The sequence below is a fragment of the Terrabacter sp. NPDC080008 genome (assembly GCF_040702505.1).
Lineage (GTDB): Bacteria > Actinomycetota > Actinomycetes > Actinomycetales > Dermatophilaceae > Terrabacter.
In genome coordinates this window covers 590,804-605,287 of record NZ_JBFBLC010000001.1, presented here as the reverse complement: position 1 = coordinate 605,287, position 14,484 = coordinate 590,804, and the positions used below count along the sequence as shown (strand labels likewise).

General features: G+C 72.7%; 14 protein-coding genes. 3 read left to right on the top strand and 11 right to left on the bottom strand.

Annotated elements, in window-relative coordinates:
• Positions 1-27: 27 nt before the first annotated feature.
• Positions 28-195, bottom strand: coding sequence for a hypothetical protein (locus tag AB0316_RS02850; protein ID WP_366270279.1), 168 nt, complete (start codon positions 193-195; stop codon positions 28-30).
• Positions 196-289: 94 nt separating this feature from the next.
• On the opposite strand from AB0316_RS02850, the gene AB0316_RS02845 reads away from it, so the two are divergent.
• Complete coding sequence (locus tag AB0316_RS02845; protein ID WP_366270277.1) at positions 290-616, top strand: hypothetical protein; 327 nt, start codon at positions 290-292, stop codon at positions 614-616.
• Positions 617-676: 60 nt separating this feature from the next.
• Complete coding sequence (locus tag AB0316_RS02840; RefSeq protein WP_366270276.1) at positions 677-925, top strand: DUF2630 family protein; 249 nt, start codon at positions 677-679, stop codon at positions 923-925.
• 105 nt (positions 926-1,030) lie between these two features.
• On the opposite strand, the gene AB0316_RS02835 is transcribed toward AB0316_RS02840, so the two are convergent.
• Genes AB0316_RS02835 through AB0316_RS02800 form a run of 8 tightly spaced genes read right to left on the bottom strand, consistent with a single transcriptional unit; the run spans position 1,031 to position 10,052 of the window.
• On the bottom strand, positions 1,031-1,399 hold the full coding sequence (locus tag AB0316_RS02835) for a hypothetical protein (RefSeq protein ID WP_366270274.1): 369 nt from the start codon (positions 1,397-1,399) through the stop codon (positions 1,031-1,033).
• Positions 1,396-2,418, bottom strand: coding sequence for an SDR family oxidoreductase (locus AB0316_RS02830; RefSeq protein ID WP_366270273.1), 1,023 nt, complete (start codon positions 2,416-2,418; stop codon positions 1,396-1,398). Before AB0316_RS02830 ends, AB0316_RS02835 begins: the two co-directional genes overlap by 4 nt.
• A 28-nt stretch (positions 2,419-2,446) precedes the next feature.
• On the bottom strand, positions 2,447-4,213 hold the full coding sequence (locus AB0316_RS02825; RefSeq protein WP_366270272.1) for a glycoside hydrolase family 15 protein: 1,767 nt from the start codon (positions 4,211-4,213) through the stop codon (positions 2,447-2,449).
• Positions 4,210-5,334, bottom strand: a complete 1,125-nt coding sequence (locus AB0316_RS02820; protein WP_366270270.1) for an enolase C-terminal domain-like protein — start codon at positions 5,332-5,334, stop codon at positions 4,210-4,212. Before AB0316_RS02820 ends, AB0316_RS02825 begins: the two co-directional genes overlap by 4 nt.
• A complete protein-coding gene (locus tag AB0316_RS02815) occupies positions 5,331-7,031 on the bottom strand; it encodes a GMC family oxidoreductase (RefSeq protein WP_366270269.1) in 1,701 nt (566 codons plus the stop codon). Before AB0316_RS02815 ends, AB0316_RS02820 begins: the two co-directional genes overlap by 4 nt.
• Positions 7,028-7,753: a gluconate 2-dehydrogenase subunit 3 family protein gene (locus tag AB0316_RS02810; RefSeq protein ID WP_366270268.1), complete on the bottom strand. Its 726-nt coding sequence runs from the start codon at positions 7,751-7,753 to the stop codon at positions 7,028-7,030. The genes AB0316_RS02815 and AB0316_RS02810 overlap by 4 nt, the downstream gene beginning before the upstream one ends.
• Positions 7,753-8,259: a hypothetical protein gene (locus tag AB0316_RS02805; RefSeq protein ID WP_366270266.1), complete on the bottom strand. Its 507-nt coding sequence runs from the start codon at positions 8,257-8,259 to the stop codon at positions 7,753-7,755. Before AB0316_RS02805 ends, AB0316_RS02810 begins: the two co-directional genes overlap by 1 nt.
• Positions 8,256-10,052 carry a thiamine pyrophosphate-requiring protein gene (locus AB0316_RS02800; RefSeq protein WP_366270264.1) on the bottom strand — a complete coding sequence of 599 codons (1,797 nt, stop codon included), beginning with the start codon at positions 10,050-10,052 and terminating at the stop codon, positions 8,256-8,258. The genes AB0316_RS02805 and AB0316_RS02800 overlap by 4 nt, the downstream gene beginning before the upstream one ends.
• A gap of 161 nt (positions 10,053-10,213) precedes the next feature.
• Here AB0316_RS02800 and AB0316_RS02795 point away from each other — a divergent pair, with 161 nt between their 5' ends.
• A complete protein-coding gene (locus AB0316_RS02795) occupies positions 10,214-10,732 on the top strand; it encodes a MarR family transcriptional regulator (protein ID WP_366270262.1) in 519 nt (172 codons plus the stop codon).
• A gap of 202 nt (positions 10,733-10,934) precedes the next feature.
• On the opposite strand, the gene AB0316_RS02790 is transcribed toward AB0316_RS02795, so the two are convergent.
• Both AB0316_RS02790 and AB0316_RS02785 read right to left on the bottom strand, forming a co-directional pair.
• The gene (locus AB0316_RS02790) at positions 10,935-12,770 is read right to left on the bottom strand and encodes a glycoside hydrolase family 3 N-terminal domain-containing protein (protein ID WP_366270260.1); all 1,836 of its coding nucleotides are present in this window, start codon (positions 12,768-12,770) and stop codon (positions 10,935-10,937) included.
• A gap of 53 nt (positions 12,771-12,823) precedes the next feature.
• Complete coding sequence (locus AB0316_RS02785) at positions 12,824-14,455, bottom strand: glucoamylase family protein (RefSeq protein WP_366270258.1); 1,632 nt, start codon at positions 14,453-14,455, stop codon at positions 12,824-12,826.
• Positions 14,456-14,484: the final 29 nt, after the last annotated feature.

Here is a 14,484-nt window from a genome sequence, read left to right as displayed (position 1 = left end):
CCTGCGTCGGCCGGGCGCCCGCACACGTCAGCCCCGGTAGAGGAACCGCAGGTAGAAGGCGCCGAAGACGAGCACGATCCCGACGTTGGCCATCAGCCGCTCCCAGCCGTGGTCGCGGAAGAAGAGGACGTCGACCGTCACGACGACGGCCACCATCACCACGCCGTAGAGCACTCCGAGCCAGGATCTGGCCACGTGCCCTTCCTACTCCGCCCTGCTGTGTGCGGCGAGTGAGGACGCCCGTTCCGGGTATCTCACCGGCACACGACCCGACGGCGAAGGAGCACCCATGAGCAACCAACCCGGCAACCCGGCCAACCCCGCCGCGGGCCTCGCGGCCGCCGCCCTCGGCGCGGACGACGCGAACGAGGAGCAGCACACCGACGACGGCGTGCCCGTGGGCGCGGCGGACGCGCGCGCCGACGAGCGGCGCGCCGCCGGCGAGGACCCTGACGACAGCGGCTCCGACGGCAGCCTCGTCGGCGACGTGCTCGAGGACGCGGGCTTCGGCGGCGCCGCCGGGTCGGGCGGGTCCACCGACGACGGCGTCCCGGTCGGGGATGCGGACGTCGAGGCGGACCGGCGCCGGGCCTCCGAGCGGGGCGGGTCCGAGTGACCCTGTCCGCCTCTCGACGCGGCTCTCGACGCGGGCGCGGCCCCGTGCGAGGGTGGCCGCATGGCTGACGACGTCTCCATCCAGCACCGCATCAAGTCGCTCATCGACGAGGAGCACTCGCTGCGCTCGTCCCTCCAGTCCGGTGAGATCGGCGTCGACGAGGAGCAGTCACGGCTGCGCGACGTCGAGGTCGAGCTCGACCAGTGCTGGGACCTGCTGCGCCAGCGGCGCGCGAAGCGCGAGTTCGGCGAGGACCCCGACGAGGCGCAGGTGCGCTCCGAGCGCACCGTCGAGGGCTACACCGGCTGACGCAGAGTGCCCACTCGACGTGAATCCACGTCGAGTGGGCACTTTCCGACGTCGAGTGGGCACTTTCCGACGTCGAGTGGGCACTTTGCGACGGCCATCGTGCGGCTACGCCTCCTGGCGCGCCGCCGCCAGCTCGAGCAGGGCGAGGGCGGCGGCCAGGGCGCCGCTCGTGACGTAGTAGCGGCGGTCGCGGGGAGTCAGCGCCGCCCACGGGACCATGCTCGCCGCGTGCAGCGCGTCCACCCCCGCGCCGAGGGCGTGCGCCCGTGGGGTGCCGGCCAGCAGCAGCGCGACCCCCTGCGCCAGGTGCCGGGCCCCGAGCAGCCGCGCCACCCGGGTGGCGCCTCGGCTGGGCGAGCGCCGCAGCGCGAAGGCGGCCACCCGGTGCGGGGCCACGAGCCCGACGAGGCCGTATGCCGCCCTCCCGACCTCGAGGACGACGGGCGCCGTGAGCGCCGGGCGGCGAGCCGTCACCGCGAGCGCCTCGCGCCGATCCCGGCCGCGACACCAGCGAGCGCCAGGCCGCCGACCGCCCCGAGCAGGCCGTGGTGCTGTGAGGCCCACACCTGCGGTGACCGGTCGCTGGAGCGCTTCGCGAAGGGGCCGCGGGTGCCGTAGTCGCGGTGCTCGTCGGCAGGGCTCTCGAGGTTGTCCGCGCGGTCGGGGTTGCTCGGCTGGTCGGTCTGCTGGGACGTGAAGCCGGTCCGGGCGAGGTAGCGGTCGAGCAGTCCGGGGGCGACCGCGTTGGCGGCGAGCGTGCCGACGGTGCTGCCGCCGACCCAGTACTCGCGCCGCTTCGGGTGGTCCGCCGCGTGCACGACGGCGCCGGCCGCCACGTGCGGCTCGTAGATGGGCGGCACGGGCTGGGGCTTGTGGGGCAGCCGGGAGCGCACCCACTGGAACTGCGGGGTGTTGACGGCCGGCATCTGCACCATCGTCACGTGCACCGGGCTCTTCTCGTGGAGCAGCTCGCACCGCAGCGCCTCGTGGAAGCCCTGGATGGCGTGCTTGGCACCGCAGTAGGCGGTCTGCAGCGGGATGCCGCGGTAGGCCAGGGCCGAGCCGACCTGCACGATGGTGCCGCGGCCGCGCTTCTTCATCCGGGGCAGGATCGCCATCGTCGCGTAGACGTAGCCGAGGTAGGACACCTCGGTGACGCGGCGGTACTCCTCGGGCTCGATCTCGTCGAACGGCGCGAACACCGAGGTGAAGGCCACGTTGACCCACACGTCGACGGGCCCGAGCTCCCTCTCAACGGTGTCGACCGCGGACTTCACGGCGTCGGGGTCGGCGACGTCCACCTCGACGACCAGCGGGTGCCCGCCGGCCGCTCGCACCTCGTCGGCGGCGGCCTCGAGGCCTGCCGATCCACGCGCCAGCAGCGCCACCTTGGCGCCACGTTCTCCGAAGGCGACGGCGGTCGCGCGGCCGATGCCGCCGCTCGCGCCGGTGACGGCGACGACCTGGCTGCGATGGTTGCGTGCGTCGTTCATGGGGGTTCCTCTCGTCGTGCCGGACAGGTCAGGTGTGCAGGTGGGTGCCGGGCCCGTCGGCGAGTCGGGCGCTCGCCTCGAGCAGGCCGGCGTGGACGAAGGCCTGGGGGAGGTTGCCGCGCAGCTGGCGCTGCCGGACGTCGAACTCCTCGGTGAACAGGCCCGGCGTCGTGCAGGCCGCCCGGCCGCGCTCGAACCACCGCAGCGCCTCCGCGCGGTGCCCCTGCTGGTGCGTGGCGAGGGCCATGTGGAAGCCGCAGAGCAGGAAGACGCCCTCAGCCTGGGCCAGGGGTCGCTCGTCGTGCCGGAACCGGTAGAGGTAGCCCTCGTCGGACAGCTCGTCGCGGACGGCATCGAGGGTGGCGATGCTGCGCGGGTCCTCCGGGGGCACCGCACCGCGCACGGCGGCCAGCAGGAGCGCGGCGTCGACCCGCTCGTCCTGCGGGCTCTGCATCCAGCGACCGGTCGGGTGGAGGCAGTCGGAGGTCGCGTCGGCCACGATGGTGTCGGCGAAGCCGGCCCACTCCGCCGCCTGGGCGGTCGGCGCGACCGCGGCGATCGCCCGCAGCCCGGCAGCGCAGATGAGCCGCGAGTGCGCCCAGCGGCGGTCGTCGAGCTCCCAGATGCCGGCATCCGGCTTCTTCCAGCGCCCCCGCATGACGTCGATGCACGTCTCCACCGCCCGCCAGCCGTCGAGGTCGAGCATCCCGTGGCGCTCGGCCGCGGCGAACAGCAGGAGCGACTCGCCGAGGGTGTCGAGCTGGAACTGCTGGTTGACCCAGTTGCCGACGACGTCCTTGCCGCCGGGATAGCCCGGCAGGTCCAGCTGCCGCTCGTCGGGCACCAGCCCGCCGTCGACGGTGTAGGCCGGGCGCAGGTCGTTGCCGTGCTCGAGGAGGGCGCTGGACACGAAGGTGACCGCGGACCCGAGGAGCGGGTGGGGGCCGCAGGCGGCGACCGCCTGGCCGGCGTAGCACTGGTCGCGGATCCACGCGTAGCGGTAGTCGTAGTTGCGGCTGCGGCCCCCGTGCTCGGGCAGTGACATCGTGGCCGCCGCCACCATGCCCCCGGTGGCGCTCGTCAGACCCCGCAACACGGCATACGACTGCTTGGCGTCGGTCGGCGCGATGGTCTGCCCGAAGTCGGGCACGGCATCGGCCCAGGACGCCAGCGTCGCCGACCACGTCGGGTCGGGCTCCGGCGGGTGGTCGGGCAGCCGGTCGCGGCCGATCTCGAGGACGAGGTCGTGGCACTCCCCGTGGCGCAGGTGGATGGCCAGCTCGAGGCGGTTGTCCGAGCCCACCCATCGGGCCTCGCCCGCCCCGGTCCACCGCATGACGTGCTGGCCGGCCCGGGCGGTCCACACCTCGCCCTCGCGGTGCACGTCGACCATGGGGTCGGCGCCGAAGCCGGCGGCCAGTGACAGCACGGCCGCGAAGTGCGCGTCGCCGTCGACGGCCTCCAGGCGGTGCAGGAGCACGAGGTGGTCCTTGTCGCCGGGGAAGGCCAGCGCCTGCCGGCACTCCATGACGCGGTCCTCGGCGGTCCAGCGGCCGCGCCAGACGAGGCTGCCCTGCTCGTAGTAGCCGCCCCAGACGTAGCGCTCCTCCAGCGGGGTGACGGCATACGTCCCGTGGCCGCCGATGAGCGAGCCGAAGACGGGGTCGTCGTGCCACTGCGGCGCGCACAGCCACGCGATCTCGCCGCGTGGGCCGACGAGGGCCGCCCGCTCGCCGTCGGCGAGGACGGCGTACTCGCGAAGGACGTGCAACGGCAGGCCTGCCGGGAGCTTCACGCGACCCGCCACTGCTGTGCACCCCCGCTCACCGTCATGCCGTGCCCCGGCTCGTCGTCCCGTGGGTGGAGGGCGCCGCCGCTCACTTCGGGTATGCCGTCGAGCAGCTGGGGCTCGAGGCGCACGTGGTCGACGAACCACTCGACGTGCCGCAGGTTGGGCACGGCCGCCGCGACGACCGCGTGCAGGCTGGGGGCGCAGTGCGCCGACACCTGCAGGTGGGCCGCCTCGGCCTGGGTCGCGCCGCGCAGCCAGCCGGTGTAGCCGCCGCAGCGGGTGGCGTCGAGCTGGAGGCAGTCGACGACGGGCAGCAGCGCCGTCACGTCGTCGGGCGTCGCGGCATACTCCCCCGCGGCCACGTCGCAGGCGAGCGCCTCCCGGACCGCGGCGAGCCCGGCGGTGTCGTCGCTCGAGACGGGCTCCTCGAACCACACGACGCCGACCTCGTCGAGCCGGTCGCCGACGCGGATCGCCTCGCCGACGGTGTAGCCACCGTTGGCGTCGACCATGAGCTGCGTGCCCTCGGGGGCCAGGCGTCGCAGCTGCCGGGTGCGCTGGAGGTCCCGCTCGGGGTCGGTGCCCCAGCTCTCGCCGATCTTGATCTTCATGGCCGCGCAGCCGGCGTCGGCCCAGCCCTCGACCTGTCGCGCGAGCTCGGCGTCGTCGAGAGTCGTGAATCCGCCTGAGCCGTAGACCGGCACATCGTCGCGGCACCGGCCGAGCAGGTCGGCCAGCGGCAGGTCGAGCACGCGCGCCTTGAGGTCCCACCACGCCACGTCGACGGCGCTGACGGCCTGCATGGCGAGGCCGCTGTTGCCGAGGTTGCGCACCGCCCGGCGCATCGCCGACCAGCCGTCGGTCACGTCGAGGGCGCTGCGGCCGAGGACGTGCGGGGTGAGCTCGTCCTCGACGACCGCGGCTGCCGCGCGGCTGGAGTAGGTCCAGCCCAGGCCCGTGCAGCCACCGGCCTCGAGCGTGACGGTGACGGCGGTCGTGGCGTGCCACTCGAAGGTGCCGTCGGCCTCGGGCTCGGGGGTCGGGAAGCGGTAGACGGCGACCTCGACGCCCGTGATCGCGCTGTCGTCGCGGGCGTATGCCGTGTCGTTCAGTCCCGCGTTCATGCTCGCACCGCCTGCTGCTCGGTCAACCCCCGCCGCGCCTGTGTCGCAAGGCGGTCCGCGGCGCGGGCCGCGAGCGCCATGATCGTCAGCGCCGGGTTGGCGGAGCCTTGCGTCGGCAGCACGCTGCCGTCGACCACGTAGAGGTTGGGGATGCCGAAGACGCGGTGGTCGGCGTCGACGACGCCCTCCTCGGCCCGGGCCGCCATCCGGGCACCGCCGACGAGGTGGGCGTAGCGGTCGATCGTCATCACCTCGGTGGCTCCGGCAGCCTTGAGGATCGTCTCCATCGTCTCGGTGGCCGCCCTGGTGAGCATGCGGTCGTTGTCGCACTGCGAGTAGGAGAAGTGCGCGATGGGCAGGCCGTGCCGGTCCTTCTCGTCCGCCAGGGTCACCCGGTTCTCCGGCTGCGGGAGGAACTCACAGAGCGCGCCGATCGTGGCCCAGTGCACGAAGTCACGGAGGTACTCGCGCAGCGGCGCGCCCCAGTGCCCCTGCGCCACAACGTGTTCGGCCCACGTGATGGGCAGCGGGCTGACGTTCTGGATCGACCAGCCGCGACGGTAGGGCTTGGTCGGGTCGGTCTCGTAGAACTGCTCGGTGGAGACCTCCGGCGGCGGCGCCTTGTAGGCGCGGATCTCCTCCTCGAACCGGCCGGACGTCTGCGGGGCGCCCTGGACCATGAGGTAGCGCCCGAGCTGGTCGGCGTCGTTGCCCAGCCCGGCGGCATACCGGTCGGTGGCCGAGAGCAACAGCAGGCGAGGCGTCTCGATGGAGTAGCCGGCGACGGCGACGGCACGGGCGCGCTGGAAGTGCTCGCGGCCGCGGCGCAGGTAGGTCACGCCCGTGGTCCGGCCCGCCTCGTCGTCGACGACGACCCGCGTCACCATGCTGTCGGGACGGATCTCCGCGCCGTGCGCGAGGGCGTCGGGCACGTGCGTGATGAGCGGGCTCGCCTTGGCGTTGACCTTGCAGCCCTGCAGGCAGAAGCCGCGGTAGATGCAGTGCAGCCGGTGGCCGAAGCGGCCGTTCGGGATCGCCACCGGGCCCACGCGCGCCTCGATGCCCGCGGCGAGCGCGCCCCGCAGGAAGATCTCGCCGTTGCCGCCGACCGGGTGCGGCGAGTGGGGGTAGGAGTGCGGGTCGCCCCACGGCCAGTCCTGCCCGGCGACGGGGAGCTCCTGCTCGATCTGCTCGTAGTAGGGGCGCAGGTCGCGGTAGGCGATGGGCCAGTCGGCGCCGACCCCGTCGTCGGTCAGCACCGAGAAGTCGCTCGGGTGGAAGCGCGGGGTGTAGCCGGCGTAGTGGACCATCGAGCCCCCGACGCCGCGGCCGGAGTTGTTGGATCCCAACGGAACCGGGTCGCTGCCGCCGATCTGCCGCGGTTCGGTCCAGTAGAGCGTGTGCGAGCCGCGCTCGTCGGAGACCCAGTCGGCGTCGGGGTCCCAGAACGGGCCCGCGTCGAGGCACACGACCCGCCAGCCGGCTCGGGCGAGGCGCTGGGTGAGCACGCTGCCGCCCGCGCCGGCTCCGACCACGACGAGGTCGACCTCGTCGTCGTCGTCGAAGCGGCGCATGTCGTCGCGCAGGCGGTGGTTCGTGCGGCTGCCGTCCGTCGGCAGGAGCCAGGCGGAGTCGTTGCGGGCGCGCACTGCGCGCTCGGCGCGCGGGCCCTGGAGGGGGTTCGGCAGTCCGATCACTGCGCCCCTCCCTGCGGGCTGCGACCCTCGACGAGGTCGCTGTGCCGCTGACGGGCCGCCTCGACCCAGTCGGCGAAGGGGGTGGGGCGCTGGTCGACCGCGTCGGCGACCTCCCAGTGCTCGCGGCTGTCGACCCCGAGGTTGAGGTAGCCCCGCGGGTAGGCGGGGCCGGGAAAGCCGATCTCGTTCCAGGCCCAGGGGTGGGAGTAGAAGGCCGTGCACGCATACCTCGTCCACAGGCTCCAGACGCGCTCGGCGGACACGCCGTGCCACTGCTCGCCGTTCGACGAGCGGTCCTGGACGTCCTGGACGAGCGCTGCCTGCCGGCCTTGGGCCAGCTCCGCGAAGCGGGCGCCGTCGAAGCGCTCGTGCGCGTCGTCGTCGAGCCAGGCCAGGGTGCGGCGCCAGGCCTCGGCGTCCTCGGGGAGGTCGTCGTAGTGCCAGCCGTCGGTCTCCCCCACGGCCAGGCGGGCGTCGAGCAGCTCGAGCACCGGCACGCGCGGCTCCTCGTCCTGGTCGAGGATCAGGTCGACCAGCGGCGCGGCGACGGCGACCTCGTGCGGGGTGAAGAAGGCGAGGTCGGACGGGTGGGCCAGGCGGCTCATGACCACGCCGGCGGTGACCTCGTCCCACTGGTCGACCGAGTCGAGCACGTCGAAGCCCGGGAACCGACCGCGACCCTGCGGCGTGACGGCATGGCGGTGCGGGGGTCGGAAGGGCATCAGCGGCGCCTCCCCCGGAGCGACCGGACGGCTCGGACCGCACGGTGGCGCGGGGTCTCGTCCTCACGCCGGAGCACGGCGGCCAGCAGGCCCATGCCACCGACGACGGTGGCCAGCAGCGGGGCGAAGAGCGGGGGGCCGGCCTCGAGGTTGTAGCGGGTGACGCCGCCCGGACGTTGCTTGACGCCGCGCCAGTGCAGCCACGTGCCCTGCAGGCCGTTGGCGACGATGAGCGCCGAGGCGACCGGCAGGACGGTGTGCGCAGCGCGCTTGGAGAAGATCCCGGCCACGCCGGCCGGCACGGCGGCCGGCAGGATGACGACGGGCCACCACATCAGCTTGTTGCCGAAGCTGGCGCCGTCGTGGGACAGGTAGATCTCTGCCGTCGTGACGGCGGCGCCCGCCGCGGTCAGGCCTGCGAGGGTCTGCTCGAAGCGGCCGGTCCGCACGTCGGAGACGGCCTGCCCGAGCCAGGTGGTGGCGGTGGCGCCTGGGGCCACGGTCACTCACCGCCCTTCAGGCCGGGGACGACCTGCTGCGCCTTCATCTTGACGCCCTTCTTGATGAAGCCCCAGCGGTCCTCGTCGCCGTGCAGCACCGCGGCGGCGGCCGCCTTGGCCTGCTCGGCCGTGGCGTGCGGCGGGATCGGCGGGATGTCGGGGTCGCAGCGCACGTCGAGCACGGTGGGTCGGTCGCCCGAGAGGGCGGCGTCCCAGGCCGGCCCGAGCTGGTCGGGGTCGTCGATGTTGACGCCGACGAGGCCGAGGCTCCGGGCGAAGCCGGCGTAGTCGACGTCGGGGAGGGTCTGCGACTCGGCGAACTTCGGCGCGCCCTCCATGGCCCGCATCTCCCAGGTCACCTGGTTGAGGTCGTTGTTGTGCAGCACCGCGACGACGAGCCGCGGGTCGGCCCACTGCTGCCAGTAGTGGGCGACGGTGATGAGCTCGGCCATGCCGTTCATCTGCATGGCACCGTCGCCGACGAGGGCGATCGCCGGCCGGTCGGGGTGGGCCCACTTGGCGCCGATGACGTAGGGCACGCCGGGGCCCATCGTGGCCAACGTCCCGGAGAGCGAGCCGCGGATGTCGCCGTGGAAGCGCAGGTTGCGGGCGTACCAGTTGGCGGCGCTGCCGGAGTCGGCTGCGACCATGGCGTCGCTGGGCAGGCGGCTCGAGAGCTCGGAGAAGATCCGCATCGGGTTGACCGGCTCGGCGTCGTTCATCGCCCAGGTGTCGACGGTCTGCCACCAGTCGGCGACGTTGCCCTCGATCTCCTCGCGCCAGGAGCGGTCCTCCTTGCGGTGCAGGAGCGGGATGAGCGCCTGCAGGGTCGCTTTTGCATCGCCGACGAGGTTGAGCTCATAGGGGTAGCGCATCCCGATCCAGGCCTCCGAGCGGTCGATCTGCACGGCCCGGGCCTGGTCGAGCGGGGGCATGAACTGCGTGTAGGGGAAGTTCGAACCGACGGTCAGGAGGGTGTCGCAGCCCATCATCAGGTCGTAGGACGCCGTGGTGCCGAGCAGGCCGATGGAGCCGGTGACCCACGGCAGGGTGTCGGGAAGCACGTCCTTGCCGAGCAGCGCCTTGGCCGCCCCGGCGCCAAGGAGGTCGGCGACCTCGGTCAGCTCGGCCTCGCAGCCGCGCGCGCCCTGACCGACGAGCATGGCGACCTTCTCGCCGGCGTTGAGCAGGTCGGCGGCCCGGCGTACGGCCTCGTCCTCGGCGCACACCGTGGCCCGGGCGGTGCCGACGCTCGAGGGCACCATCTTGAACGCGTGGCCGGGTGGGGTGTACTCGAGCTCGAGCACGTCGGACGGGAAGATGATGCACGTCGGTGCGCTTGCCGACTGGGCGACGCGGATGGCCCGGTCGATGAGGTTGGGCAGCTGCTCGGGCACGGTGCACATCTGCACGTAGTCGGAGCAGACGTCCTTGAAGAGGGTCATCAGGTCGACCTCCTGCTGGTACGACCCGCCCATCGCGCTGCGAGCCGTCTGGCCGACGATGGCCACGACCGGCACGTGGTCGAGCTTCGCGTCGTAGAGGCCGTTGAGCAGGTGGATCGCGCCCGGACCGCTCGTCGCGGCACAGATGCCCACCTCACCGGAGAACTTCGCGTAGCCGACCGCCTCGAAGGCGGCCATCTCCTCGTGCCGGGCCTGGACGAACTGCGGGTTGTTCTCCGCCCGTCCCCACGCGGCGAGCAGGCCGTTGATGCCGTCACCGGGGAAGCCGAACACCTGACGCACGCCCCAGTCGCGCAGTCGGGAGAGAACCACGTCGGCTACCTGCTGGGCCATCTCGATCTCCTTCGACGTCGTCGTGGGCGAGTGCGGGTTTGGTCGGACCCATGGCTCGCCTCCTGCAAGTCCCCCACCAGCGGCGCCTGGCCGGAAGACCACCCGTTTCTTTCTACGCGCAACAGTTGCGAGATGCAAGAGTTGCACGGCAGACTGGGGTGGTGCCGAGCAAGGACGCCCCGCAGGACCGCCCCGAGACTGCCGCTGACCGTCGCCTAACCCGCGACGAGGAGGTCGACGCGGTCCTCGACGCGTGTCGCGTGCTCGTGGCGATCACGGCTCGTTCGATGGCCGCGACCTCCGAGGTGAACGACCTGCTGCACCTGCGCGCGCTCGTCGTGCTGTGGAGCCGGCCCTCGCTCTCGCTGGGCGAGCTCGCCGAAGGCGTCGGCATCGGCCTGACGCGGGCGAGCCGCCTCTGCGACCGGCTCGTCACCCACGGACTCGTCGACCGCGCCGACGACCCCGACAACCGTCGCCAGCTGGTGCTCCGGCTCACGCCTGCCGGCCGCGAGGTCGTCGAGCAGGTCATGCACGAGCGGGCCGAGGAGGTCCGCCCGATCCTGGCCCGGATGAGCTCAGCCGATCGCAGCAGCCTCGTCCGGTCGCTCGGGGCGTTCGCCCGTGCCGCCGACGGTCTCGCCGACTCGGACCTGTGGGCCCTCGGCTGGCGCAGCTAGCGGGCCGCACCCTTCGCGCGAGTCGAGGTATTTCGCGACCGTATGCCGTCGTGAATGACCCCGACTCGCCCGACCTCCCGGCGGGTCGAGGTGAAAGCGCCGCCGTATGCCGCCCGCCATCACCTCGAACCGCGCTGACCTCCCGGCGGGTCGAGGTGAAAACGGCGTCGTGTGCCGGCCGGTTTCACCTCGAACCGCGGCTTCAGTCGGCGTCGAGGCGCAGGCCGTGGCCGAAGGGGAAGAGCGGGTCGTCGTAGCCGGGGACGTCCTCGCCGTGCGCCCGGACCTGGTCCATCGAGCGCGGCAGGTCGAAGGGCAGGCGCCCGACCGGCGCGATCGTGCCGGTGAGGGCGTCGAGCAGCGCGTCGTCGCAGCTGCCGAAGCTGCCGACCACAGCCGACGCGAACCGCAGCAGCGGCGTCACGACGGCCGGCCGGTCGAGCACGACGTCGACGACGAGCGGGCACACCGCGGCGATCCGCTCCAACCGCGCGATGAGTCCCGGCGGGAAGTCGAGCGAGCCCTGGTGGAACCACGACTCGAGGAAGAGGTCCGAGCGCGGGTCGAACGGCGCGGTCAGCCGCACGACCGCCACGTCGGCGTCCTCGGGCCGGTCGACGAGCTTGCCGTGCCGCGCCACCGCCTCGGGCGAGACGCGTTCGGCATAGATTCGCAGCCCCGACTCGATCGGCAGCCGGCCACCCTCGTTGTGCAGGACGGTCACCGAACGGGCCTGGGCGGCATACCCCTCCTCGCGGAAGTCGTCCCGCCCCACGAGGGCGGCGGCCTCGTCCTCGTCGACGTAGGGGTCGTCGAAGAGGCCGAGCCGGAACTTGACGGCCAGGATGCGCCGAGCCGACTCGTCGATGCGCGCCTCGGTGACCCGGCCCTGGGCGACGAGGTCGAGCAGGATCTCGACGCACTCCTCGCCGCCGAACTGGTCGGCGCCGGCCTCGAGGATGAGCTCCATGCGCCCGTGCGGGTCGAGGTGCTCGACGCCCCACGCACGGGCCGGGAGCACCTGGTCGCCGACGTGGTTGTCGTTGACGAGCTCCCAGTCGGTGACGACGACGCCGTCGTAGCCGAGCTTCTCGCGCAGCAGCCCGGTGACGATCTGCTTGTTGTAGCCGAAGCCGACCGGCTCGATCGGCTCGCCGTCGATCTCGAGCGCCACGGGCATGCCGTAGTAGGGCATGATCCCAGCCGTGCCGGCCTCGATGATCGCCGGGAACGGCTTGAGGTGGTCGGCGAACCTCCCTCCGGGATAGACCTGCTCGCGCCCGTAGGGGAAGTGCGCGTCCTCGCCGTCCTTCTGCGGGCCACCGCCCGGGAAGTGCTTGCTCGTGCACGCGACGCTGCCCCGGCTGAGCGAGTCCCCTTGGAAGCCCTTGAGATACGCGACGCCGAGCTCGGCGACGAGGTCGGGGTCCTGGCCGAAGGTGCCGGCCTGGCGCGCCCAGCGAGGCTCGGTCGCGAGGTCGAGCGTCGGGTGCAGCGCCGCGCGGATGCCGACGGCGGCGTACTCCTGCCGGGCGATGTCGGCGAAGCGCCGCACCGCGTCGGCGTCCCGCAGCGCCGCCAGCCCGAGCGGCTCGGGCCACTGCGAGAACGCGCCGGCGGAGAAGGAGACGCCGACGTTCTCGATGAACGCGTGCCGGGGGTCAGTGGACACGGTCACGGGTATGCCGTGTGGCGTGCGCTCGGCGAGCGCCTGCAGGGCGTTGCTCCACCGCGCCGCCATCCGCGGGTCGTCGAGCGCGTGCACGTTGAAATGGTTGAGGTGCTTCTCGAGCACCACGGTGCTGGTCGGCGACTTGCTGATGTTGCCGGGGTGCTCGAGCACCGTCCCGTCGGCGCCGGCCTCGATGACGGTCTGGAACATCAGCCCGACCTTCTCCTCGAGCGAGAGCCGACCGAGGAGGTCGTCGACCCGCTCCTCGACGGGCAGCCGGGGGTCCTCGTAGGGGTCCATCCGGCCGTTGCCGTTGAGGTCGCGGTAGGCGACGCCGTCCTCGGTCGTGCTCAGCTCGGGGCGCACTGGTCGTGCCTTTCGTCGGTCGGGGGGTCAGGAAGGAGGGATCGGGCGACCGGTCAGACGACCGGGCTGGCGCCGAACTCCTCGATGCCGATGACGGGCCGCAGGGCCCGCTCGACGGCCGGGGTGCTGAACGCGCGGCGGATCACGTCGTGGCCGAGCACGTTGCCGACCGCGCCCATGATCATCGCCTGGTCGAGAGAGAGGTAGCGCCGCGCGACCTGGCCCGACCGGACCGCGACGGCGTCGAAGAAGCCACCGCGGCCGTATGCCTTGAGCTCGGTCTGGATGCGCGCGAGGTTCGTGAACGCCTCGTCCGGCTCGTGCATCATCGCCAGGAACGAGGCGTGCGGGGTGACGACGCCGTCGCCGTAGGTCGGGTTGGGGTTCGTCGCAGGCCGGCAGTCACCGAAGCCGGGGTCGTAGTTCGTCATCTCCTGGTCGGAGAAGTAGCCGTCGGGGTTGAGGCCGAGGGCGTCGACGCCGTACTCGCGGTAGCCGCCGGCCGGGTTGCTCGACGGGCTGAAGCCCCAGTAGCCGTAGCCCGCCTCGATCAGGCCGTGCTCGCGCTGCGCCCGGACGTGCAGCGGGTGGTTGCGGCCCCACGAGTTCGGCGCCCAGGCGGCCTCGTCGACGAAGACGTCGGGCATGAGCTCCTCGAACATCGAGCCGCCCCAGCCGGGCACGATGTGCTTGCCACGGTAGGTGTAGGCGCCCTCGTAGACGTCGATGCCGTAGTAGGTGCGGTTCTGCCCGACCGGCTGCATCTCGTGCCAGGACCAGTCGCAGGTGGCGGGGAAGGTGCGCCACATCGCGAAGTACTGCTTCGGCGGGATCTGGCCGGTGAGGATGCCGAGGTAGCTCGTGATGCGGGTCTCCGACACGGTCGTGTCGTAGTGGTGCGTCGTGAGCCAGACGGGGTCGCCGCCGATGTGGGTGCCTTGGTAGGTGCCGCCGGGGCGGCCGTCCTCGTAGGGGTAGAAGCCGCCGTGGATGAGGCCGCCGGGGCGCACCTGGTGGGCGGGGTCGCTGTTGTCGTTGTAGAACGCGTCCCAGCGCATCCGCTCGAAGATCCGCTTGGCCCACGGGGCTGCCCCGTGGTCGGCGTTCTGGACGACGAGCAGGGCCGCGCCGAGCCAGCCGTTGTCGACGCTCGAGCAGAACGGGACGACCTTGTCGCCGGAGCCGGGCCAGGTGTGCAGGGTCTGGGCGGTGGCCTCGTCGTACCAGTTGAAGTACATGCCGCTCGGTGCGTGGTGCTCCATCCGGTAGACGGTCTTGAGGGTCCGGACCAGGCGGGCCGTGGCCTCACCGCGAGTGATGATGCCGAGCTCGCGCGCGGCGATCGTCGACCAGAGGTAGCCGCCGATGTTCGTCGGCGAGGTGTAGCCCGACCGGTCGCCGGCCGCGAGCGACTCGGGGATGTTGTCAGCCGGCAGTCCCGTCCTCGGGTCGGTCATGGCGACGAGGCTGCGCCACGTGTCGGCCGCCCAGGTGCGCACGGTGGCGCTTTCGAGGGAGCGGACGGCATACGCAGGTCGGGTCCCGGCGGCGCTGGGTCGGGTCCCGGCAGCGCTGGGGCGCGACCCGGCATACGCCGACGGGGTGAGCGCGAAGGCGGCGACGGAGGCCGCCCCGCCGACGAGCAAGGACCGACGGGTGGGGGTGGTGAGCTTCTTCTCGGACATGGTGCGGTGCTCCTGTTTCCGGGGGTGGG